The organism is Kosakonia sp. MH5, from assembly GCF_009935945.1.
GTDB lineage: Bacteria > Pseudomonadota > Gammaproteobacteria > Enterobacterales > Enterobacteriaceae > Kosakonia > Kosakonia radicincitans.
In genome coordinates, this window is the sequence record NZ_QODH01000002.1 from 403,056 (window position 1) to 426,883 (window position 23,828).

21 protein-coding genes are annotated in these 23,828 nt (G+C 53.7%); 6 read left to right on the forward strand and 15 right to left on the reverse strand.

Features of this window, described 5'->3' with window-relative positions:
* Nucleotides 1-33: 33 nt before the first annotated feature.
* A complete protein-coding gene (yejM, locus tag DK872_RS08265) occupies nt 34-1,794 on the reverse strand; it encodes an LPS biosynthesis-modulating metalloenzyme YejM (protein ID WP_007371138.1) in 1,761 nt (586 codons plus the stop codon).
* A gap of 18 nt (nt 1,795-1,812) precedes the next feature.
* Nucleotides 1,813-2,040, reverse strand: a complete 228-nt coding sequence (locus DK872_RS08270; RefSeq protein WP_007371139.1) for a YejL family protein — start codon at nt 2,038-2,040, stop codon at nt 1,813-1,815.
* Between the two features lie 132 nt (nt 2,041-2,172).
* Between DK872_RS08270 and yejK the strand changes: the two genes are divergently transcribed.
* Nucleotides 2,173-3,180 (forward strand): nucleoid-associated protein YejK, encoded by a 1,008-nt coding sequence (gene yejK / locus DK872_RS08275; RefSeq protein ID WP_071921093.1) that lies wholly within the window; start codon nt 2,173-2,175, stop codon nt 3,178-3,180.
* A gap of 140 nt (nt 3,181-3,320) precedes the next feature.
* Here the strand turns inward: yejK and rplY are convergent, their stop codons facing one another.
* Nucleotides 3,321-3,605, reverse strand: a complete 285-nt coding sequence (rplY, locus tag DK872_RS08280) for a 50S ribosomal protein L25 (RefSeq protein ID WP_007371141.1) — start codon at nt 3,603-3,605, stop codon at nt 3,321-3,323.
* Between the two features lie 124 nt (nt 3,606-3,729).
* Entirely contained in the window at nt 3,730-5,490 is a 1,761-nt protein-coding gene (locus DK872_RS08285) for a DEAD/DEAH box helicase (protein ID WP_035888834.1), read from the reverse strand.
* Nucleotides 5,491-5,638: 148 nt separating this feature from the next.
* Here DK872_RS08285 and rsuA point away from each other — a divergent pair, with 148 nt between their 5' ends.
* The 3 genes from rsuA to DK872_RS08300 all read left to right on the forward strand — a co-directional run bounded on the left by rsuA (nt 5,639) and on the right by DK872_RS08300 (nt 8,238).
* Nucleotides 5,639-6,346, forward strand: coding sequence for a 16S rRNA pseudouridine(516) synthase RsuA (gene rsuA / locus DK872_RS08290; RefSeq protein WP_007371143.1), 708 nt, complete (start codon nt 5,639-5,641; stop codon nt 6,344-6,346).
* Between the two features lie 15 nt (nt 6,347-6,361).
* The gene (locus DK872_RS08295) at nt 6,362-7,555 is read left to right on the forward strand and encodes a Bcr/CflA family multidrug efflux MFS transporter (RefSeq protein ID WP_072439672.1); all 1,194 of its coding nucleotides are present in this window, start codon (nt 6,362-6,364) and stop codon (nt 7,553-7,555) included.
* Between the two features lie 338 nt (nt 7,556-7,893).
* Nucleotides 7,894-8,238, forward strand: a complete 345-nt coding sequence (locus DK872_RS08300) for a YejG family protein (protein ID WP_007371145.1) — start codon at nt 7,894-7,896, stop codon at nt 8,236-8,238.
* Between the two features lie 3 nt (nt 8,239-8,241).
* On the opposite strand, the gene yejF is transcribed toward DK872_RS08300, so the two are convergent.
* The 9 genes from yejF to DK872_RS08345 form a co-directional block, all read right to left on the reverse strand.
* Nucleotides 8,242-9,831 (reverse strand): microcin C ABC transporter ATP-binding protein YejF, encoded by a 1,590-nt coding sequence (yejF, locus tag DK872_RS08305; protein ID WP_035888837.1) that lies wholly within the window; start codon nt 9,829-9,831, stop codon nt 8,242-8,244.
* Nucleotides 9,832-9,833: 2 nt separating this feature from the next.
* Nucleotides 9,834-10,859, reverse strand: a complete 1,026-nt coding sequence (locus tag DK872_RS08310) for a microcin C ABC transporter permease (protein WP_107146551.1) — start codon at nt 10,857-10,859, stop codon at nt 9,834-9,836.
* The gene (locus tag DK872_RS08315) at nt 10,859-11,959 is read right to left on the reverse strand and encodes a microcin C ABC transporter permease YejB (RefSeq protein ID WP_079517637.1); all 1,101 of its coding nucleotides are present in this window, start codon (nt 11,957-11,959) and stop codon (nt 10,859-10,861) included. Before DK872_RS08315 ends, DK872_RS08310 begins: the two co-directional genes overlap by 1 nt.
* Before the next feature lie 9 nt (nt 11,960-11,968).
* Nucleotides 11,969-13,777 (reverse strand): extracellular solute-binding protein, encoded by a 1,809-nt coding sequence (locus DK872_RS08320; RefSeq protein WP_071921089.1) that lies wholly within the window; start codon nt 13,775-13,777, stop codon nt 11,969-11,971.
* 95 nt (nt 13,778-13,872) lie between these two features.
* Nucleotides 13,873-15,429: a cyclic di-GMP phosphodiesterase gene (locus DK872_RS08325; protein WP_007371150.1), complete on the reverse strand. Its 1,557-nt coding sequence runs from the start codon at nt 15,427-15,429 to the stop codon at nt 13,873-13,875.
* Nucleotides 15,430-15,589: 160 nt separating this feature from the next.
* Nucleotides 15,590-16,153: a bifunctional murein DD-endopeptidase/murein LD-carboxypeptidase gene (gene mepS / locus DK872_RS08330; RefSeq protein WP_007371151.1), complete on the reverse strand. Its 564-nt coding sequence runs from the start codon at nt 16,151-16,153 to the stop codon at nt 15,590-15,592.
* 422 nt (nt 16,154-16,575) lie between these two features.
* Nucleotides 16,576-17,277 carry a phosphatase PAP2 family protein gene (locus tag DK872_RS08335; RefSeq protein WP_007371152.1) on the reverse strand — a complete coding sequence of 234 codons (702 nt, stop codon included), beginning with the start codon at nt 17,275-17,277 and terminating at the stop codon, nt 16,576-16,578.
* A 34-nt stretch (nt 17,278-17,311) separates the two neighbouring features.
* Nucleotides 17,312-18,298 (reverse strand): GTP-binding protein, encoded by a 987-nt coding sequence (locus DK872_RS08340; protein ID WP_071921087.1) that lies wholly within the window; start codon nt 18,296-18,298, stop codon nt 17,312-17,314.
* Between the two features lie 117 nt (nt 18,299-18,415).
* Nucleotides 18,416-19,882, reverse strand: a complete 1,467-nt coding sequence (locus tag DK872_RS08345) for a mannitol dehydrogenase family protein (RefSeq protein WP_161518225.1) — start codon at nt 19,880-19,882, stop codon at nt 18,416-18,418.
* Nucleotides 19,883-20,085: 203 nt separating this feature from the next.
* Here DK872_RS08345 and uxuA point away from each other — a divergent pair, with 203 nt between their 5' ends.
* Entirely contained in the window at nt 20,086-21,276 is a 1,191-nt protein-coding gene (uxuA, locus tag DK872_RS08350; RefSeq protein WP_007371155.1) for a mannonate dehydratase, read from the forward strand.
* Between the two features lie 82 nt (nt 21,277-21,358).
* On the opposite strand, the gene yeiP is transcribed toward uxuA, so the two are convergent.
* Nucleotides 21,359-21,931 carry an elongation factor P-like protein YeiP gene (gene yeiP, locus DK872_RS08355; protein WP_007371156.1) on the reverse strand — a complete coding sequence of 191 codons (573 nt, stop codon included), beginning with the start codon at nt 21,929-21,931 and terminating at the stop codon, nt 21,359-21,361.
* A gap of 163 nt (nt 21,932-22,094) precedes the next feature.
* Here yeiP and DK872_RS08360 point away from each other — a divergent pair, with 163 nt between their 5' ends.
* Complete coding sequence (locus DK872_RS08360; RefSeq protein WP_035888848.1) at nt 22,095-22,349, forward strand: YkgJ family cysteine cluster protein; 255 nt, start codon at nt 22,095-22,097, stop codon at nt 22,347-22,349.
* On the opposite strand, the gene setB is transcribed toward DK872_RS08360, so the two are convergent.
* Nucleotides 22,346-23,527 carry a sugar efflux transporter SetB gene (setB, locus tag DK872_RS08365; protein ID WP_007371159.1) on the reverse strand — a complete coding sequence of 394 codons (1,182 nt, stop codon included), beginning with the start codon at nt 23,525-23,527 and terminating at the stop codon, nt 22,346-22,348. The two genes, DK872_RS08360 and setB, sit on opposite strands and share 4 nt — an antisense overlap.
* Nucleotides 23,528-23,828 lie beyond the last annotated feature (301 nt).

Here is a 23,828-nt window from a genome sequence, read left to right on the forward strand (position 1 = left end):
AGAGGGGCACCTGAGTGATTCATAATTAATCAATCAGTTAGCGATAAAACGTTTTTCATTCGTTAACACTTGCAGCAACAAACTGAGCTGCGGTTTTTGATCGCGGATCTTCTCACCCTGCGCATTCCAGGTATGGTAATTGCCGTTAGGACTCAGCACCAGCGTCATCTCCGGCGTGGTTATCGCCAGCGTGCCGCCGCCCGCCGCGGTGACCCAATTGTGGCGGCGCGGTACGTTAAACAGATCCTGCCCCTGTGACCAGGCGTTGGCTGGCGTGCTGACATGCAGCAGCCGCTGCATCAGCGTGGTCATCACATCTTTATGATCCGTCAGCGTATTGATACGCTGCGCCGGCGTTCCCGGCCAGTGGATGACCAGTGGAACGTGCAGCCGGCTACGCGACCATTCGAAACTATCGTCCGCTTTGCTTTCAGGAACGCCATGGCCAGCGGTAATAATCACCACCGTATCGTCCAGCTTGCCCGTCGCGCGCAGCGCATCCAGCACGCGCCCGATTTGCGCATCGACATCTGCCGCCGCGCGGCTGTATTTACGCGCGAAGTTTGGCTGCGAACTGTCCAGAGACGCCGTGCCGTTCAGCGAAATCCACGAGAACCAGCGATTATCATCCTGCGCATAATGCTCCAGCCAGTTGATCCACTGCGAGGCGGTTTTCTCGTCACTCTGCGTTTGCGCGGCTGGCAATGAGAAATCGGAGAGCAGTGCCTGGCGGTAGAGCGGGCTGCTGAAGCCGTCCGAAGAGAACAAGCCAAGCTGGTAACCCTGCTGGTTAAAGGCAGTGATCAGCGCCGCCGGAATACGCGCCGACAGCACGCCGTCCATGTAACCCGGCGAGATGCCGTAGAACAGGCCGAAATAGCCATTGTCAGCAGTGTTGCCGGAACTCATATGCTGCGTAAAGTTGACGTTCTGCTGTGCAAAGCTGGCCAGTTGCGGCATCTGTTTTTCATAACGTGAATAGTTGAGGCCATCAACGGTAATCAGCAGTACATTCTGACCGGAACCCATATCAGCGTAGCGCAGATCGCTTAAGGGGTATTGTACGGAGACGGCTTCAGGGCTGCCTTGTTCCACCAGTCGGCGCTGATAATCCTGCGCATCCAGCAAACCGTGTTTTTCCAGAAAACGTCGCGCGGTCATAGGATAAGAGAGCGGCAGGTTAGCGCGCTGCATGGTAATCGGGCGATAGAAATTGGCGTCGGCCCAAATATACATCACATGCGTGGCAATAAAGGCGACGAAGAAAAAGGCGGCCAGCGGCTTGGCATAGTGGCGACGGCGCGTCAGGCTGCGCAGCTTCTGCCAGCTCCAGGTGGCGAATAACATCTCAATTAGCAAGATCACCGGCACGCTGATAAACATGAGCTGCCAGTCCCGCGCCATTTCGTTCTGGTCCGGGTTAATCACCAGTTCCCAGACAACAGGATTAAGATGCAGGTGGAAACGGGTAAATACTTCGCTGTCGATCAGCAGCAGCGTCATGCCCGCCGTCGCAAGGATGGCGGACAGCACGCGCATCAGGCGCTGCGACATTACAATAAACGTCAGCGGGAAGAGCACAAGCAAGTAGGTGGCGAACACCAGAAAGCTGAAATGCCCAACCACGCTGAGATAAGAATAGATACGCCCGGAGAGGGTAGTCGGCCAGTCGGCGACAAACAGATAACGGCTACCGAGAACGATGGACAACAAAATGTTGAACAACGCAAACCAGTGCCCCCAGCTTACCATCTGGGAGACTTTTTCACGGTAGCGCTGACGATTGGTCACCATAGACTGTCGATATTTCCCTTAATGCGCTTTGTCGTCGCCAATTGACGATTGTAAAGCCTGAGCGAACGATTTCGCGATCGCCTGACGTTGTGCAGGGGCGACGCTGGTGTTGATCAGGTTCGTCACCATATTGCCCAGCACCATCAGGGAGAGATCGGTCGGGGCTTTGTGTTTTTCCAGCACGTTTGCCAGCTCACTGAGCAGCTGTTCAACGTGTTCATCACTGTAGCGGGAGATTTGTGGCATAAATCGGAATCTGTTTACTCATGAAAGGGCAACATATTACCGTAGCAATCGCTTTTTTTCTGCTTTTTTATCAGCAGTTGCACAGTTGCGTTGGTGGTGGTTGAATACCGCCGTCTAAAAGGAGAGTTTATCATGAGTCTGGACATCAACCAGATTGCCCTGCACCAGCTTATCAAGCGCGATGAGCAAACCCTTGAACTGGTGCTGCGCGATTCTTTGCTGGAACCGACCGCACCTGTCGAAGAGATGATGGCGGAACTGCATCGGGTATACAGCGCCAAAAATAAAGCCTACGGTCTGTTTAACGAAGAGAGCGAACTGGCGCAGGCGCTGCGTCTTCAGCGTCAGGGCGAGGAAGAGTTCCTTGCTTTCAGCCGCGCGGCAACCGGGCGCTTACGTGATGAACTGGCGAAATATCCGTTTGCTGATGGCGGTATTGTGCTGTTTTGCCACTACCGCTACCTGGCGGTGGAGTATCTGCTGGTGGCGGTGCTGAACAACTTAAGCAGCATGCGCGTCAATGAAAATCTCGACATCAGCTCGACGCATTATCTCGATATTAATCATGCCGATATTGTGGCGCGCATTGATTTAACCGAGTGGGAAACTAATCCGGAATCAACCCGCTATCTGACCTTCCTGAAAGGGCGAGTAGGGCGCAAAGTCGCAGACTTCTTTATGGATTTCCTCGGCGCCAGCGAAGGGTTGAACGCGAAAGCGCAAAACCGCGGTCTGTTGCAGGCGGTAGACGACTTCACCGCGCAGGCCGAACTGGATAAATCAGAACGCCAGACCGTGCGCCAGCAGGTTTATACCTACTGCAATGAGCAGTTGCAGGCGGGCGAAGAGATTGAACTGGCATCGCTCTCTAAAGAGCTGGCGGGCGTCAGCGAAGTAAGCTTCGAAGAGTTTACCGCAGGCCAGAGCTACGAGCTGGAAGAGAGTTTCCCGGCGGATCGCAGTACCCTGCGACAGCTGACCAAATTTGCGGGCAGCGGCGGTGGTCTGACGATCAACTTTGATGCTTTGCTGCTGGGCGAACGTATTTTCTGGGATCCGGCTACGGATACGCTGACCATCAAAGGCACGCCGCCGAATCTGCGCGATCAACTGCAACGCCGATTCACGGGTGGGAAGTAATCCTCTGAAACCTGCTCATTTGGGCAGGTTTTCTTTTACGCACGACGTGAGCCGCCATATGACTCAGCGAGCCGTGTATCGACGTTGATAAGGCATAAAAAAACCCCGCCGGAGCGGGGTTTTCTTCAACTTGTCGGCGATTAAGCGCGAACGAAGTCGATGTGAGTCAGGCGTACTTTGAACGCGTGACGCTGTACAGCCTGAACTTTTACTTTTACTTCTTTGCCATCAACTGCAATGGTCAGAACGTCGCTGTAGAATTCAGCTTTCGCCTGCATGTTCCACAGTTTGTCGTGATCCAGTTCGATAGCGATCGGCGCTTCAGTTCCACCGTAGATGATTGCCGGGAACTTGTTCGCTGCGCGCAGGCGGCGGCTCGCACCCTTACCCTGCTCTTTACGTACTTCTGCGTTAATAGTAAACATTTAAATCTCTCTTAAATAAATCCTGTTACAGGCGACCCAGCAACAGGCAGATGATCGGCTTTGCGGATGCAAAAGCGGGCGGTATTCTATCCTCGAACGTTCGATACATCAATCAAAAGTACGTTTACCCGCGCAATTCATGCGCCCGCCGGAAGCGCCCCTCATAATCAAACACCTTTTCCCGCACCTGCCAGTACTGCCCTTTCATGCGGGCGACCACAAAATCGGGATGACGCAACAGCGCCTGTTGCGTCACGATATCGGCGGCGACAATCCAGCGCAGTGGCACGCCGGGCGTGCGCGTATGCGGGCGGATAAACAGCTGTTCGAAAGCGGTTCGCTGGGCAGGTGTCTGCAGGCGGAAGCGCTCGCTGACATCGGCGCCATCTTCATCGTAATAGGTGATTTTTAGCCATTCGCCTTTCTCATCGGCACCGTGTTGCAACGTCATGCCGCTACAGCGCAGCACCAGCGCATCTTTTAACTTCAGCGCTGCTTTCAGCATATCGTCCGGATCGACAAGCACGGTATCGCAGGCGCGGCAGCGGCGGGCCGCGATATCGTTTTCCGCATTGCACTGCGGGCAGTTTTTAAAGCGAAAACGGTAATCACACTGCTCGCGGTTGCCTTCATCATCTTCCAGCCAGCCCTGGCAGCGGCGACCAAAGTGTTCAATCAGCGTGCCGTCGGCGGTAGTTTTTCCCCAGAAGGTGTTGGCGAAGCCGCAGCCGGGGCAGAAAACCTGCACCGGGACGTTATCGCTTTTGCCTTTCGGCGCACCAATTTCCGGCGCATAGAGATCGTGAGGGTTCCCGGCATAATCAAGGATCAGACAGTCGGTTTTACCGGGTGCAAGTCGCAGGCCGCGTCCGACAATTTGCTGATACAGGCTGACGGATTCCGTTGGTCGTAAAATGGCAATTAAATCAACATGCGGCGCATCGAAACCGGTGGTCAGCACCGCCACGTTAACCAGGTAACGGAACTGCTGATTTTTGAATGCCTCAATCAGCGCATCGCGTTGCGGGCCTGGCGTTTCACCAGTGATGAGCGCCGCATCGTTTGCGGGTAACAGGCCGGTAATCTCCCGCGCATGCTCGACGGTCGCCGCAAAAATCATCACCCCTTTGCGCGTTTGCGCGAATTCAATAATCTGGCTGATGATATGCGGGGTAATGCGCTGCTGCTTTTTCAGTTCGCGGTTAAGATCGGTCTCGCTGAACAGCCCATTACTTTGCGCCTGTAAGCGGCTGAAATCGTACTGCACGACCGGCATATCCAGCCGTTCCGGCGGTGTTAAATAGCCGTGCTTGATCATATAACGCAGCGGCAGCTCATAAATGCAGTCGCGGAACAGCGCTTTTTCGTCGCCGCGCACCATGCCGTGATAGTGAAAGCGGTAAATCCAGCCTTTTCCCAGCCGAAAAGGCGTGGCGGTAAGGCCAAGCAAACGCACGTGAGGGTTCACTTCGCGCAAGTGGCTGAGGATTTGCTGGTACTGGCTGTCGTCATCGTCGCTGATACGATGACACTCGTCGACCACCAGCAGGGAAAACTCGCTCTGAAACTGCTCCAGGTTGCGCGCCACCGACTGTACGCTGCCGAACACCACTTTTCCGTGGCTCTGCTTACGCTTCAACCCGGCGGCGAAAATATCGGCTTCCAGCCCCAGCGCCACATATTTCGCATGATTCTGCGCCACCAGTTCTTTGACGTGTGCCAGCACCAGTACACGGCCACGAGCGAGCCGTGCCAGTTCAGCGATCACCAGGCTTTTTCCTGCGCCGGTAGGCAGCACAATCACGGCGGGTTCAGCATGTTTGCGAAAATGGGCGAGGGTGGCATCCACCGCTTCACGTTGATAAGGGCGTAGCGTAAAAGTCATGGTCTCGATGGGTTGCAGGGTGACACTGCACAGTATGCCACGAATCTTTCCTTTGAGCGGTTTGTGATGCTCGTTATACTGTCAGGGTACTCATTTCTTCTTGTGGGCGTTTTGCCCGCACCCAGCACCATACAGGCCAGAAAAATTCATGCGACTTGATAAGTTTATCGCTCAGCAGCTTAGCGTCAGCCGGGCGATTGCCGGGCGTGAAATCCGCGCCAGCCGTGTTACCGTCGATGGCGACATCGTCAGAGATACAGCCTTTAAACTGCAACCTGAGCACGAGGTTGAATACGAGGGCAACACCCTGGTTCAGCAGAATGGCCCGCGCTATTTTATGCTGCATAAACCGGAAGGTTACGTCTGTTCTACCGACGATCCGGATCATCCCACCGTGCTCTATTTTCTTGATGAACCGGTTGCCCACAAGCTGCATGCCGCGGGGCGTCTGGATATCGACACTACCGGGTTGGTGCTGATGACCGATGATGGTCAATGGTCGCACCGCATTACTTCGCCGCGCCATCACTGCGAAAAAACCTATCTGGTGACGCTCGAGTCTCCGGTCAGCGAAGATACCGCCGCGCAGTTTGCTCATGGCATCCAGTTGCATAACGAGAAAGATCTCACCAAACCCGCAGAGCTGGAAGTGATCACCCCGACGCAGGTGCGCCTGACCATCAGCGAAGGCCGCTATCATCAGGTGAAACGCATGTTTGCGGCTGTCGGTAACCATGTCGTCGCGCTGCACCGCGAGCGGATCGGCGCGATTGCGCTGGATGAGGATCTGGCTCCCGGCGAGTATCGGCCGCTGACAGAAGATGAAATCGCCAGCGTTGGCATGCCTTTTCGTTAATTTCAGGAGATCTTCGTGACCAGCAGGCCACACTCTTCACTGAGTATAGTGTTCATTCTTGGCCTGTTGGCCATGCTGATGCCGTTATCCATTGATATGTATCTGCCGGCACTGCCGGTGATCGCCGAGCAGTTTGGCGTCCCGGCGGGCAGCGCGCAGATGACCCTCAGCACCTATATTCTGGGGTTTGCGGTGGGGCAGTTGCTGTACGGGCCGATGGCCGACAGCATCGGGCGTAAGCCGGTTATTCTTGGCGGTACGCTGATCTTTGCCGCCGCGGCTGTCGCTTGCGCGCTGGCGCAGAGCATCGATCAACTGATCACCATGCGCTTTTTCCACGGTCTGGCGGCAGCGGCATCGAGCGTGGTGATCAACGCCCTGATGCGCGATATCTACCCGCGTGAGGAGTTCTCGCGCATGATGTCGTTTGTCATGCTGGTCACCACTATTGCGCCATTGCTGGCACCAATGGTCGGCGGCGCGGTGCTGGTCTGGTTTAGCTGGCATGCTATTTTCTGGATCCTGGCGATTGCCGCGCTGCTGGCGTCGGTGATGATTATGCTCTTTATCCCCGAAACGCTGCCCGTTGAGAAACGGCATAAGTTTCACCTGCGCACCACCATCGTCAACTTTGCTTCGCTGTTTCGCCACAAACGTGTGCTGAGCTATATGCTGGCGAGCGGCTTCAGCTTTGCCGGAATGTTCTCCTTTCTCAGCGCCGGGCCGTTCGTCTATATCCAAATCAACCACGTTTCACCGCAGAATTTTGGTTATTACTTTGCGCTGAATATTGTGTTCCTGTTTATCATGACGATTATCAACGGCCGTTTTGTGCGTCGTGTCGGCGCGCTGAACATGTTCCGTAGTGGGTTGTGGATCCAGTTCGCGATGGCTATGTGGATGGTAATGACAGCCTTGTTGGGTGTGGGCTTCTGGTCGCTGGTGCTCGGCGTGGCGGCATTTGTCGGCTGCGTATCGCTGGTGGCATCCAATGCGATGGCCGTAATTCTTGATGAATTCCCGCATATGGCAGGAACGGCCTCGTCGCTGGCGGGCACGTTCCGTTTCGGCATCGGCGCGATTGTCGGCGCGTTGTTGTCGATGGCGACCTTTAACACCGCCTGGCCAATGATCTGGTCGATCACCTTTTGTGCGACCAGCTCAATCCTCTTTTACCTCTACGCCAGCCGTTCAAAGAAACCTGCCTGAATCCTCACCAAAGGGAGCGTGAAAACGTTCCCTTTTTTGATGCATGTCAACCAGAAACGACATACATTCGCCCGCAATTGTTTATTTTATGTAAAATCAATTAGTGTAAAAAGTCACATCATTGTAGTGAAAAAGGTTGAGTTAGATCGCAGAAACGGGTACATATAGCGCGAAACACGGTCCGTTGCTTACCCATTAAAACCCAGATAAATGAGCAGCCAGCCCATACGCTGCGCGGGATGTGACCTTTTCTGCGTAGTTGACAAGATGAATTGTCAATATTGTGTTAATCTAGATGTGAAATATTTGTGAAGTGTAAGTACTTCTGGGGAAAGAAAGTGAATACATTACAGCTCTCCATCATCCATCGTCTGCCCCAGTCTTATCGCTGGCTGGATGGTTTTGCAGGCGCAAAAGTTGAACCGATTCCGCAAAATGGTCAGTCTGCGGAAGACAGCCTTGTCGCCTTAAAACTGCTCAGTCCGGATGGTGATAATGCCTGGCCGGTGATGCACAAGCTCAGCCAGGCGTTGAGTGATATTGAAGTGGATTGTTCCGTTCTGGAGTGCGAAGGGGAGCCGTGCCTGTTCGTCAACTGCCAGGATGAGTTCGCCGCGACCTGCCGCCTGAAAAACTTTGGCGTTGCCATCGCCGAGCCATTCTCCCGCCAAAACCCGTTCTGAACGTCAGCGTAATGACAACAGCTGACGTGTATATGCCTGTTCCGGCGCGCTAAAAATACGCTGACATTCACCCTGCTCAACGACTTCACCCTGTTTCAGCACAATGACCTGATGACATAACGCGCGGATCACCTGCAAATCGTGGCTGATGAAGATATACGCCAGCCGGTGCGTTTGCTGTAAAGACTTAAGCAATGTAAGAATCTGCGCCTGCACGGTGCGATCCAGCGATGAGGTGGGTTCATCCAGAATGATCAGTTCCGGCTTCAGGATCAGCGCACGGGCAATCGCAATGCGCTGGCGCTGGCCGCCGGAAAACTCGCCGGGAAAACGCCGCCGTGTTTCGGGATCCAGGCCCACTTCCTGCATCACTTCAATCACCCGCTGCTCGCGGGCACTGCGCGTTAACGCGGGGTGATGCACCCGCAAGCCCTCTTCGATAATTTGCTGTGCGTTGAGACGAGGATTGAGCGCGGAATTGGGATCCTGAAACACCACCTGGATGCGATGACGCACCGGCAGCATCTGCTGACGATTCCAGAGATGCAACGGCTTCCCATCAAAAAAAATCGTGCCCTGCGAAGCCACCAGACGCAGCAGCGCAAGCCCGGTTGTGCTTTTACCGGACCCCGATTCGCCTACCAGCCCCAGCGTTTCACCCGCCCGTAGAGAAAAGTTGATATTACGCACCACCTGATTATGCGCGATCACACGCTTAAAAATCCCTTTATGCACCGGGAAGCTGACACCGAGATTTTGTACTTCCAGTAACGGCGGCGCATCGTCAGGGAGCGGAACGGGATCGCCTGATGGCTCGCTGTTGAGCAACCGCTGGGTGTAGGGATGCACTGGCGTGCTGAACAACGCCTGAGCGCTGTTTTGCTCGACGCAGCGACCGTTTTGCATCACAGCAACGTTGTCTGCCAGCTTGCGCACGATGCCTAAATCATGGGTGATAAATAGCAGCCCCATATTCAACTCATCGCGCAGTTCGCGCAGCAGTTTCAGAATTTGCGCCTGCACGGTAACATCCAGCGCGGTGGTGGGTTCGTCAGCAATCAGCAGCTCCGGGCGCGTCAACAGCGCCATGGCGATCATCACGCGCTGGCGTTCGCCGCCGGAAAATTGATGTGGGAAATCCCCTAAACGCTGGCGTGCGTTTCGTATTCCTACTCGATCCAGACAATCAAGGATCTCCGCGCGCGCGGCTTCACGACGCATTCCTCTGTGCAGCGATAACACCTCATAAAGCTGTTTTTCCAGCGTGTGTAGCGGGTTAAGCGACACCATGGGTTCCTGGAAAATCATGGCGATGGTGTTGCCGCGCACACCGCGTAGCGTGCGTTCACTGGCATGCAGCAGCGACTCGCCGTGGAACAAAATTTCGCCAGCAGGATAAACCACCGGCGGCGAGGGCAGCAGGCGCAGGATCGACAGTGCACTGACGCTTTTGCCGGAACCGGATTCACCCACCAGCGCCAGCGTTTCACCGGCTTCGATACGCAAGGAGAGATCGCTGACGACGGTGCGTAACGTCTGCTGCTGACGAAAAGCAATAGAGAGGGAATCGATAGAGAGCAGGGGAGTGGCCATGATTACACCGCCTTATTCGGATCAAATGCGTCGCGCACCGCTTCGCCGATAAAAATCAGCAGCGAAAGTAGCAGGGCGGTGGAGACGAACGCGGCAATCCCCAGCCACGGCGCCTGTAAGTTATTTTTCCCCTGTAACAGCAACTCACCCAGCGACGGCGAGCCAAGCGGCAAACCAAAGCCGAGGAAATCCAGCGAAGTCAGCGTTCCCACTGAGCCGCAAAGCACGAACGGCAGCAGCGTCAGGGTGGCGACCATCGCATTAGGCAACATATGGCGCAGCATAATCGCGCGATCGCTAACCCCCAGCGCCTGAGCGGCACGGATATAGTCAAAGTTACGTGTGCGCAGGAATTCAGCGCGAACCACGCTGACCAGCGTCATCCAGCCGAACAGCACAGTGATACCCAACAGCCACCAGAAGCCTGGCTGGATCACGCTGGAGAGCAAAATAATTAAAAATAGCGTTGGCAGACCGGACCAGACTTCAATAAAACGTTGTCCAAGCAGGTCGATTTTACCGCCGTAATAGCCTTGTAATGCGCCAGCCATGATGCCAATCACACTGGTACAAAAGGTCAACATCAGGCCGAACAGCAGCGAAATTCGCGTACCGTAGAGGATCCGCGCCAGAACGTCGCCGCCATTTGCATCGGTGCCAAGCCAGTTCTGTGCTGAAGGCGGTGAGGGAAAGGGCGTAGCGGTGTCGTAGTTAATGCTGCGCGCGCCGAATCGCACCGGCGCCCACAACGCCCAGCCGTGCTCTTCAAGCTGCTTTTTCAGCCACGGATCCTGATAATCCGCTGCCGTGGCCAGCGGGCCGCCAAAATCGCTTTCACTGTAATTTTTAACCAGTGGGACATACCAGTGCCCTTCATAACGCACCAGCAGTGGTCGGTCATTCGCCACCAACTCGGCAAACAGGCTGAGAATAAAAATGGTTAAAAAGATCCATAGCGACCAGTAGCCGCGCCGGTTATAGCGAAAGCGCTCCCAGCGCATCTGGTTGACATAGCTAAGTTGAAACATCAGCGTCCCTCGAAATCGATTCGCGGATCCACCAGCGTATAAGTGATATCACTGAGGATATTCAGCAGCAGGCCGATCAGAGAGAAAATATAGAGTGTGCCAAACATAACCGGGTAATCCCGCGAGAGCGTGGCTTCATAGCCCAGCAGGCCAAGACCGTTAAGCGAAAAAATCACTTCAATCAATAGTGAACCGGTAAAAAACATGCTGATAAAGGTGGCAGGAAAACCGGCAATCACCAGCAGCATGGCGTTGCGGAACACATGTTTGCGCATGATATTGCGCTCGCTGACGCCTTTGGCGCGAGCAGTAACCACATACTGTTTGCGGATCTCATCCAGAAAGGAGTTCTTGGTCAGCATCGTCAGCGCGGCTAATCCGCCAATCACCGAAGCCAGTACCGGCAGAGTGATATGCCACAGGTAGTCGGTGATTTTTTGATACCAGGGCAGCGTGTCGAAATTTGTCGAGACCAGTCCGCGAAGCGGGAAAATGTCGTAATAGCTGCCGCCGGAAAAAAAGATAATCAGCAGGATCGCGAACAGGAAAGAGGGGATTGAGTAGCCAACGATAATGACCGCGCTGCTCCAGATGTCGAAACGACTGCCGTTGTAGACCGCTTTGCGAATGCCGAGCGGTATCGACACCAGATAGACGATAAGCATTGCCCACAGGCTGACAGAGATAGAAACCGGCAGGCTATCTTTGATCAATTGCAGCACTGAGGCGCTGCGAAACAGGCTGTCACCGAAGTCGAAGCGTATATAATCCCACAGCATTTTGAAATAGCGCTGGTACAGCGGCTTATCAAAACCATAGCGCTTTTTGATCTCTTCGATGACTTGCGGATCGAGGCCGCGCCCGCCGCGATAGTGGCTGTTGTTACTGAGAACATCGCCCACGCCGGTTCGCGCATGGGTTGCGCCCATACCGCCTGCGCCGCTACCGGGCAATGCGCTATGATCGCCAAACTCAATGGCGGCAATAGCCTGATCGACAGGGCCGCCGGGGGCAATCTGCACGATGAAAAAGTTAATGGTGATAATGGCCCAGAGAGTGGGAATTATCAGCAATAAGCGGCGAATGATATAGGTGCCCATCCGATCTCCTTAACGTCTGGCTGCGGGCAATTTTGCCGCTTTATTTACGTCATACCACCAGGTGTCAAAACCCAGTGAGTAGAGCGGGCGAACGCCAGGCATTGAGAATTTATCCCACCAGGCGATGCGATCGGCCGACATATACCACATTGGCAGCATGTAGTAATTCCAGGTCAGCACGCGATCCAGTGCGCGACCAAGCGGCAACAGTTTCTCCTTATTGCCCTGCCAGTGCGCGATCTGCGCGATCAGATTATCCACCGCCGGGTTTTTGACGCCGGGCGCGTTATATGAAGAGTCAATGTATTGCGAGCTCCAGGCAATCTGCAGATCCTCACTCGGCCACAATTGCGCCCGCCACAGGCGCGGCATCATATCGTAATCGCGGCTGCGCAGGCGGCTGGTGGCCTGCGAGTTATCAACCTGGCGCACCTCCATATCGATGCCCAGGCGTGCAAGGCTGTGCTGGAACGGGAGAACCCACAAGGTATCGCCGCCGGAAGGCAGCAGCAGCTCAAAGGTGAAAGGCTGGCCGGTTTGCGCATTCACTCGCCGCTGATTTTTCAGCACCCAGCCCGCTTCCGTCAGCAGTTTATCGGCTTTGAGCAGATTAGCCCTGTCATAACCGCTGCCATCGGATTTTGCCGGTGTGTAAACGGAAGTGAAAACTTCCGGCGGTACTTGTGATTTCAGCGGCGCCAGCAGGACTAATTCGTCCGCATCGGGATAAGCGCGCGCGGCGTATTCAGTGTTCTGGAAATAGCTGTTAGCGCGGCTGTAGGCGCCGTAAAACAGCGCCTTGTTCATCCATTCAAAATCAAAAGCCAGCGAGATGGCTTCGCGGACGCGGCGATCGCTGAAAATCGGCCGCTGAATATTAAACGCCAGCCAGCGAGTATCCTGCGCTGATGCGTTCGGTTGTTCATCTTTAACAATATAACCATGGCTGAAGTTGCTGCCGGTATAGCGCGTGGCCCAGTTTTTGGCATCACTTTCGCTGCGCATATCGAATGCGCCCGCCTTAAAGGCTTCGAACGCGACATTATCGTCGAGGTAGTAATCGTAACGGATCGCGTCGAAATTCCAGCGTCCGCGGTTAACCGGCAGATTCGCGCCCCAGTAGTCTTTGACCCGACTATAAGTAATGTACTGCCCCATGCGCCAGGCGCTGATGCGATAAGGACCGCTGCCCAGCGGAGGGCGCGAGAGTGGTTCATCCAGCCGGTGATCTTTCCAGAATTTTTCCGGCATTACTGGCAGCGTCAGCAGGCTAAGCATGCTCTCTTTACTCGGTTTCGCCAGCACAATGCGTACGGTCAACGGCGAAATCGCTTTCACCGTCGTTCCCTTGTAGACCAGGCGAAATTGCGGCACGCCTTCCGTCATAAATTTTTGAAAGGTAAAAGCCACATCGCTGGCGCGGATGGGCGAACCGTCGTGAAATGTTGCGCGGGGGTTCAGCGAAACCTCCATCCAGGAGAAATCGTCCGCATAGCGGGCCATTTCTGCGACCAGCGGGTAGTAACTGCCGGGTTCATCATCGGAGGTGGTAAACAGGGCATCGTACAGTGATTCAGTTCGGACCGCGGCGTTGCCCCGCATGGCAAAACGGTTGAAGTTATCGAAGGTGCCAATCACCGACAGCGTTGCATTACCGCCTTTCGGTGCGGCAGGATTCACGTAGTCAAAATGGGTAAAGTTGATGGCGTATTTAGGCTCGCCGATCACGGCAAATGAGTCGCTCTCTTTAATGGTCTGGGCCTGACAAGCCAGAGCGGCAAACGCCAGCACGAAAGCTGAAATACGCAAAAACTTCATTCGCTGTGTTCCTGTGAACGGCGGCGCAGCAGGCGCCTTAACCTCTAATCATTGAATAATAAGGGAGGCCCCGCAGGTTGTGAAATAATTCGCGCCTATAGCAGGGCGGAAAATGGCGGCGGCTGCCATTCGGTAAACTGTTGCAGCGTCATCGGACGGCTAAAATAGTAGCCCTGCATATAATGAACGCCATGTTCGCGCAGCCATCGGGCTTGCTCTGGCGTTTCAACACCTTCGGCGACGGTCAGCATATTCAGCTTTTTTGCCAGCGTCAGCACGGCATCAAGCACGGGCGACGTCACGGTTTCTGTGCCAATGGCATTGACGAAGCCACGGTCGATTTTCAGGTAGTCCAGCGTGAAACGTTCCAGATAAATCAGTGCACTGTGGCCGGTGCCGAAATCATCAATAGCGGTTTCGTAGCCCTCTTCCCGAAGCTGCTCAAATCGCGCAGTCACTTCGTTAAAACGCAACATATCCCGCTCGGTGATCTCCAGTACGATACTGAAATGGTGGGCGGGGAGTGAACGTGATAGCTGGCGGATATCCTGCATAAAGGTTTCATCTTGCAGGTGACCTGGGGCAATGTTAATGCCCAGTTTTGCGCCTTCGGGCAGCAATGTCTTTAATCGCGGCGCATCGTGGGCGATTAAACGGAACAGATGCTGCGTTAGCGGCACAATCAGTTGCTGGGCTTCAGCAAAATGAATAAATGCATCCGGCGGTATTTCACCTGCCGTTGGATGCTTCCAGCGCATCAGAACTTCAACGCCGGTGACCTGCAAATTTTTCGCTTCCACCACTGGCTGGTAAACAATATAGAACTGATCGCGCTTGATACCGGTCAGGATCTCGCGGCCAGGGGTGAGATTGTTTTGCAGGATATAGGCTGTCAGCAGGCCAAAAAGTATGCCAAAAGTGGCACCAAGCAGCACGGCGAATTGAATATCCTCTGATCGCCACTTTTCTGCATAGAGATAAAACGTGATTGGCGACCCTTCAATGTGCGTAGCTCGTATCGGCGGCGGGGTTATCGTACTCAGATCAACTAAACCAGGTGAAAAGGTAGAAACGGCACGATTGCCGATGCCCAGCGCCACGCCGGTCAGATCGGGGCGTTGCGAGGTATAGAGCATATAAGGTGTCAGATTGATATTCAGCGTGGCGAACACCCCGCGGTTCTCCCGGAGCGGGCTGCGAAACCAGACGGCGATGGCGGGTTTGTTCGGCATCATCGGTGTGCCGGGCAGTAACACCATATCCATGTTTTTCGTCAGGTCGATATCCGGTACCAGATCTTTCATTGCCATACTCATCTCGCCGGTGGCCGATGAGCAAAAGGCTCGTTGATCTTTTACCAGCAGAAACGCTCGCACGTTAATCGTGAATGCGGCTCTGGAGGTCAGCTCGCTGACGACGACATGACACTCATTCAGCGTGAACGGTTGCAGCGATTCTGCTGTTGTTCGTATTTCACGGAGATAGCCTGAGAGCCAGTGCTGGATATTGTTCACTAATGCGGTATAGCGATCTTCGCGTTTATGCTGCTCCAGCCCCAATTGCAGTCCACCGACAATCAATGCAGAGAGTACTCCCGCGATTAGGCTTATCAGTATAATTTTGCGATTCAGGGAAAAATAACGGCTGAACATAGTGTCAGGTCCATTCCAGGCGTTCAGAGATGCGGGAGCAACAGTTGCTGGACTATAACTTGAAAAGAAGGGGATGGCATACAACAGGCATAAAAAAACACCGCCGGAGCAGTGTTTTTAGACTTAATCGCCAGCTCAAGGGTAAACCGGCATTAAGCAATTAGCTGCGTGTCAGGATGCGTCGCGCTTCGTTGTAGCGCTTCTTCCAGTAAGGCTCATCCATGCTGGAAATCATCACACCGTTACTGGTGGAAGCATGAACAAACTGGTTATTGCCAATGTAGATGCCAACGTGTCGACCCGTTGAACCCGCCCTGAACAGAACCAGATCGCCCGTACGCAAACTGGTGCGCGAGATGGACTTACCGGTTTCCTGCTGTTCCCATGTGGAACGCGGCAGTTCTAACCCAAACTGTTCACGGAAGGTGCGCTGCACGAAACCAGAACAGTCGATGCCTTTTTTGGTGTCGCCGCCGAGACGGTAGCGAACGCCTTTCCAGTCAGCATATTGATCCATAATGCGGCTTTTTACGTCCAGATTACGAACCATATTTTCAAATTCATCCTGAGAGGTTTGCAGTGAAGAACTGTCTTCACCCACAGCAAGCGTCTCAGAATGCATGTTCTTTGCGGTATTTGTAGAACAAGCAGAGAGCAGTACCGCTACTGCAATTGCAGGGATCGCCCGCAAGATATATCTCAAAATCGGCTGAGATTTGACCATGTTACTTATTTTCCCTTGAAGTCCTTAACGATAAATATCGTTATAAAAATGCCAACGCAGCGAGATTAATTATCTGAAGGCATCGAGACAATTACTCCGGCATAGATTTGTGGAAGAACGCACAAAAAAACGCACAACGAGAATAACAGCACTCTTTGCGACAAGACGAACCGAGGTTACCTGAACATCCTGGGCATGGCGAGCGCTTTTCTGCATTTTTTTATAAGAAATTATGATACAGAAAGTGAATTTCCTGAAATGCTCAAATATTAACCCGTGCAGTGTAAAAAGCACGCAATGTGCTAATTCATATGCAGTTTACCATGACAGGAAAATGACAATAGTGGGAAAAGGCGGCAGATTTGAATTAGGGATCGAAAACGATCCCTAATGGATGGCATTTATTGATGTTGGGTGATTGTTTAAAGTTTGTTATTTCCAGGCAAATAACGATCGAACAAAGCGATAATTTTATCGCTTAACGGCGTTAACAGGCACCACGGCAGACCAATCAGCACGGCGGATAACGAACCAACAGCAATATCTGTAAACCAGTGTGCACCGATCATGACGCGTGGGAAGGCAAAAACCACAAAAATAATCAGGGCAATGCCAAATGCTTTTTTGCCGAAATAACGCCACATCACCGCAGCGAAAATAAGCAACATCATTCCGTGGTCACCGGGGAAACTATCCTTCGAGGCATCTTTGGTCGGGAAATCGAGCAGCTCGCTGACGCGGTGAATATCGGTAAAGTAGAGGGACGGGCTTGCGCGTTGTACCGGCATCAGATGCTGCGCCAGCTGGTTTACCACTACAGCAATCAATAACATGGTCAAACCAATGATTACCACACGGCGACGGCCGGTGCGATCGGCTGGCAGCCAGAACGAGAGCATCAGGCAGCCCATGGCGACCAGCGAACAGGCATCGAACGCGCGGTTATTGGTTAGCGCCACCAGCCAAAGCCAGGCACGATTTTCTACCAGCCCACGGTTGAAGAAGTGGAAAATGGCCGAGTCTAGCGGAAACCAAAAACCATGATTTACAGGCAGATACCAGCACATAAACAACGCCAGCCCGATGGCGTTCAGCAAAATAATCAAGGGTAAACGAGTTTTCATTACTTAAGGATTCTTAATAAACACAGGGGGAACGTTAGTGCTCCTGACTTAAACGAAGCTTCAACAAAGCGGACTGAAGCGTGTTCCAGTCCGCTTCTGAGGCGGTAATTAGCTCGATTCGACTATCCGGCGGCGCAACATTCTGCGTTTCGAGATGAAAATCCTCTCCCTGACGATTCACCCGCAGCAGGCCTTCCGGTATGCGCATAACGCCTTTGACACGCTCAACTGGGGCATGGCGCACCCACTCAAGCAGGCCAATGGTGTCAAACACCGTGTCTTCATCAAAAATCCAGCCACATGCCTGATGGCCCTGGCCGCTGTTCAGACTGCGACGCCAGCGTTGATGCGCTGGCAGGCTCAGCGCCGCAAGACCTTTCCGCTCACCGTGCGTATGCTCATGCGCAGCACTGGAAGGGAGTTCCCGCAGATTACGGCGCGGGCGATCGAGCAACGCGCCATCAATCGCGCCCTGTGTGACGCTGATCCGCTGACGATCGCCGCCGAAGCGGGACCACCATGCTTCCAGTGCTTGCTGGCTCTCTATGGTCGCGCGATCCTGTTTATTGGCGACAATGATGTCGGCAGCCGCCAGTTGATCGCGGAAGTTATCATTAGTAAGTGCTTTCTCATCCAGCAACTGGCGTGGATCAAGCAAACAGAGGGTGGCGCGCAGGTCAATCCACGGTTCATAGACCGGGTCCGTCAGCATATTGAGGATCTGTTTCGGGTGGCCGAGCCCGGTTGGTTCAATTAACAGACGGTCGGGCTTGCCCTGACGCAGCAAGGTGTTCAGCCCCACCTGCATCGGCAAACCATTTACGCAGCACATGCAACCACCGGGGATCTCTTTAAGCAGTGCGCCGCTGTCGGCAAGCAATGCGCCGTCGATACCGACTTCGCCAAATTCATTCACCAGCACTGCCCATTTCTCCTGCGGATCTTTATTCGCCAGCAGATGCAAAATAGAGGTGGTTTTGCCGCTTCCGAGAAAGCCAGTAATGAGATTGGTCTTGGTCACAAAAGCTCCAGTCGTCAATAAAACGTAGGTAATTTGTGATCCTGGAGAAAAAAATGAAAAAAGAGAAGGGCGCGGACGGTGTAAAGCACGAACCATCCGCGTAAATCGCAATAATTGTTAAGCGCTGAGCACGCGTTTTATCGCGCCGTGAGCGCCATGGGCGACAATGCTTTGCCATGCATCGCCAACGGCATCGACAAACAACGGATTAAGTGGCAGATCGTTGCCGAATATCTCCTTCAGCGCCAGCAGCGCAGCCACGCGCTCAGTTTCGTTACTGGTTTCGACAATGGCGTGAATTTTATCCGCCAGCGGATCGCGAATATCAATAGGCTGCCCGGCATCATCTACGCCGCTGACATAACGCATCCAGCCAGCAATGCCCAGTGCCAGCAGCGGCCAGCGACTTTCCCGCTGTAAATGGACGCGAACGCTGTCCAGTATGCGCTGCGGCAGTTTTTGGCTACCGTCCATGGCGATTTGCCAGGTGCGGTGTTTCAGCGCCGGGTTAGCGAAGCGTTCAAGCAGGCTGTCAGCATAAGCTGTCAGATCGACACCGGTGATACGCAAGGTTGGCGCTTGCTCATCCAGCATCAGACGACGCGCTGCTTCGCGGAATGCTTCATCGTGCATGCAGTCATTAATATGCGCAAAACCGGCCAGGTACCCCAGATAAGCAAGGAAAGAGTGGCTGCCGTTGAGCATACGAAGTTTCATCTGTTCCCACGGCTGCACATCCTGCACCAGTTGTACGCCTGCGACTTCCCACTGCGGACGCCCGGCGACGAAATTATCTTCAATCACCCACTGAATAAACGGCTCGCAGCTGATAGCGCAGGGGTCGAAAACGCCCAGTACATCGCTGATTTCCGCCAGCGATTCGTCTGTTGCTGCCGGTACAATGCGATCGACCATTGTCGCCGGGAAACTGACATTCTCCGCGATCCAGTGCGCCAGTTCCGGTGAGCGGGTGTTTGCCATGCCCAACACCGCATTTTTCACAATATGCCCGTTGTCGGGAATGTTATCGCAGGGGAGTACAGTAAATGGCGGCAACCCGCGCTCACGACGACGATACAACGCTTCAACCAGAATGCCCGGCGCCGAATGCGGCTCGTGCGGGTGTTGAAGGTCATGTTCAATACGTGGCTGGTGCAGATCCAGCTGGCCGCTGGCCGGGTCGATACAGTAGCCTTTTTCGGTAATCGTCAGCGAAACAATCGCCACCTGAGGCTCACAAAATTTCTCAATGATGGCAGGCAGGGAATCGAGCTTTGCGTTCAGACACTCATTGACTGCGCCGACAATAATCGGCTGGTTGCTGGTTGCGCCTTTCTCCAGCACGGTATACAGATGATCCTGCTCGCGCAGTTGCGACATCAGTACATCACCGCTGAATAAGCTGATTTCACAAATCCCCCAGTCACCGCCCTGCGTATTCAGCACCCGGTCGGTTAACAGCGCCTGATGCGCGCGATGAAATGCGCCAAAACCGAAGTGCACAATTCGCGAGCGCAGCTGTGTGCGATCATACTGAGGTTGCTGTACCGTGGCGGGAAGCAATGCGGAAGCAATAGTCTTCATCTGTATACACCTGATTAACCAATAATTAACAACAGCAGTGTAAAGTTATATGACAGCAAAAAGAATTGGTATGCCTTAAATATCCGGGGAATGTGAGCTGGATCAATCATTGCTGTGGGAGGAATTGACCCTTCCAGCTAAACATGTATGGTAGTCGTCATGCAATGATGTGTATTGGTATAACAACTTTAGAGGGTAAGGCGATGGAACAAACCTGGCGTTGGTATGGACCGAACGATCCGGTATCTCTTGACGATGTGCGGCAGGCAGGTGCAACCGGCGTGGTCACTGCGCTGCACCATATCCCAAATGGTCAGGTGTGGCCGGTTGAGGAGATCAAGGCGCGTCAGGCGCTACTGGCAGAAAAAGGGCTGACCTGGTCGGTAGTGGAGAGTATCCCGGTACATGAAGATATCAAAACCCATTCCGGCCAGTATGAAACCTGGATCGCCAATTACCAGCAGAGCATCCGTAACCTGGCGACCTGCGGTATCGATACTGTCTGCTACAACTTTATGCCGATCCTCGACTGGACGCGTACCGATCTTGAATATCAATTGCCGGACGGTTCCAAAGCGCTGCGTTTCGACCAGATCGCCTTCGCCGCTTTCGAGCTGCATATCCTGAAACGCCCAGGCGCGGAAGCGGACTACAGCGAAGAAGAGCAGCGCCAGGCGCAGGCTTACTTCAACGCGATGAGCGATGCGGAAGTCGAAAAGCTGACACGCAATATCATCGCCGGTCTGCCGGGCGCCGAAGAGGGTTATACGCTGGATCAGTTCCGTGCGCGTCTGGCGGAATATGATGGTATCGATAAAGCGCAACTGCGTGAAAACATGGCTTATTTCCTGCGCGCTATTGTGCCGGTTGCTCAGGAAGTGGGCGTACGTCTGGCGGTTCACCCGGACGATCCGCCGCGTCCAATCCTCGGCCTGCCGCGTATCGTTTCGACTATTGAAGATATGCAGTGGCTGAAAGAAGCTGTCGACAGCATCAATAACGGCTTCACCATGTGTACCGGTTCATACGGTGTGCGTGCTGATAACGATCTGGTGCGGATGATTGAAACCTTCGGCGATCGCATTCACTTTACGCACCTGCGTTCAACGTGCCGTGAAGATAACCCGAAAACCTTCCACGAGGCTGCGCATTTGCAGGGCGATGTGGATATGGTCTCTGTTGTGGCAGCGATTCTGACTGAAGAGCAGCGCCGCAAGAAAGCAGGCGATCTGCGCCCGATCCCGTTCCGCCCGGATCATGGTCACCAGATGCTGGACGATCTGCGCAAGAAAACTAACCCGGGTTACTCGGCGATTGGTCGTCTGAAAGGGATGGCGGAAGTGCGCGGCGTTGAGCTGGCGCTGAAGAAAACCCTGTTCCGCGATTTGCTGTAATGTCGTTCTGATGTAAAGCAAAGCGCCATCAGGCAAAAAAAAGCCACTTCATTGAAGTGGCTTTTTTCATGGCAACACGAGATCAGTCAGCGCGGCCCATGTAGCGGCGCTCTTCGATATGGATGCGGATCTTCTCACCGGTGGTCAGATATTCCGGCACCTGCACAACCAGGCCAGTATTCAGGGTGGCGGGTTTGGTACGGGAGCTGGCAGAAGCACCTTTAATGCCCGGAGCCGTTTCCACGATTTCAAGATCGACAGTCTGCGGCAGTTCGAGCGCCAGCAGCTGGCCATCCCACAGCAGAACCTGCATATCCGGCATGCCGCCTTCCGGAATAAACTGCAGCTCTTCTTCAATCTGATCTTTCGTGAAGGTATACGGCGTGTAATCTTCTTTATCCATGAACACGTATTCGTTGCCATCAATGTAAGAGAAGTCAACAAAGCGGCGGTTCAGGGTAACGGTATCGAGGATATCATCGCCTTTAAAACGCTCTTCCACTTTCAACCCGGTACGGACATCGGAAAAACGCATCTTGTACAGTGTCGCTGCGCCACGGGCGCTCGGTGCCTGGATATCAATATCTTTCACAATCAGCAGCTTGCCGTTGTAATTCAGCACCATACCTTTTTTAATTTCGTTCGCTCTTGGCATTGCAAGGGTCCTGTGAGATTAAAATAACAAAAATATCGCGACAAACTACTCGCGCGGCGGATTCCAGGCAAGCGGAATCTGAGTTTTGCCTTTGGGCTGCAAAAGATGGTAGTTTGCGCCCTGTACGCGCCAGCCCGGCGCGCCGTCAAAAAAGAGAGCCACTATGCAATGCCGCCCGGACTGTGGAGCGTGTTGTACCGCACCGTCCATCTCCAGCCCAATCCCCGGCATGCCCAATGGTAAACCGGCCAACACTCCCTGCGTCCAGCTGGATGAACAGCAGCGTTGCAAAATCTTCGCTTCGCCGCTGCGCCCAAAAGTGTGCGCCGGGTTGCAGCCGGGCCGCGATATGTGCGGCTCGAATCGCGCTGATGCGATGGTTTACCTGCTCGATTTAGAACGCCAGACGGCGCCCTAAATATCTTTAATACGCGTCAGACAGAGCTGGGTTATCAGCGTCATCGCCAGCGCAATCCAGAACACCGTGTGATAGTCCCAGATTTCTGCCACCACGCCTGCCAGAGAGCCGGCAATAATCCAGCCGACACGCGTGGTATTAGTATAAAGGGTGGTGGCTGAACCCGCCTGACCAGGCATCAGATCCTGGAAATAGAGCATGCCAATCCCGGCGAGAATGCCGATATAAATAGCGTTCAGCACTTGTAAAGCTAACAGGAGGGCTGGCGTATGCACCGTCAGCATCCCGACATAGAAAAAGATCCCGGCAACCGCGCTGACGCGCATTAAAAAACGTTTACCAAAACGCTTCGCATAGTAACCCGCAATCAGCATGGTCGGGATTTCCAGCCCGGCGGCAGTGCCCATCATCACCCCTGCCAGTTTCTCCGACAGATGCAATTCATCAATAATAAACAGCGGCATATTAATGATATACAGGCTATTAGTGCCCCACATCAGCGTGCAAATTACGAACAACAAAAGTGTATCGCGGCGATGCGTGCGCGGTGCTTCCAGCACGGCCGAATTCAGTTTGGGTTCTTTGCGCATCGTGGGCAAAAACAGCCACACCATGGCGCCACAGACAATAAACGCAGCGCCAGCGCAGAGATACATCACCGTAAAACCAAAGCCCATTGCCAGCGCGTAAGCGATCGGCGGACCAATCACCCATGCCAGCGAGACCTGCGCACGCAGGATGGAGCTGAACATCACAGCCTCGCGACCAGTATGATCCGCATGTTCACGCGCCAGAGCAAAAAGCTGCGGGTTGGAGGTGGAACCAAAACTGCTGAGGAACACGCCGACAAACAGCAGAACAAAGTAGTTGCGGTTCCAGGCGAAAAGCACGCAGGCCAACATGCCCAGCAGGCAGCAGAACACAATCAGCGACTTCCGATCGCCCTTGCGATCGGAACGTCCGGCAAGAAACTGGCTGACCAGAATGCCAATCACCGCGCTGCCGGTAAAAAAGAAACCAACCATCGCCGGGCGGACTTGCACTTCGTTGGTTAAAAACAGGCTGAGCGTGGGGGTTTGCAGGGCACCGGCAATGCCGGTCAGGAACGCGACAATCAGGAACGCCGTCGATGTAAAATCAAACGTGCCGGGTCTGGCGGCGGCGGGAGAGTTTTGCATTTTTCATGAGATCCAATAGTGAGACGCGGAGTTTACGCCGTTGCGCTAAAAAAGCACAGCCTGCTAAGCAACATTTGCCACGAAAAATCAAAACGCCATTTCAAATCATTCTCATCAAAGCTGAATGAAGCTGAAACTTCGGTGCTGAAATTCAAATCCACTTCAGCAAATTCGCTTAACGCGATGATGAAATGTGCAGTAGCTCTAAATTCTGCAACGCAAATTCAGAGATTTCTTGATTGCTGGAGTAAAAAGGTGAAGATTTCATGAAACGTTTCAGCGTCATCGCGTAATATCTGAA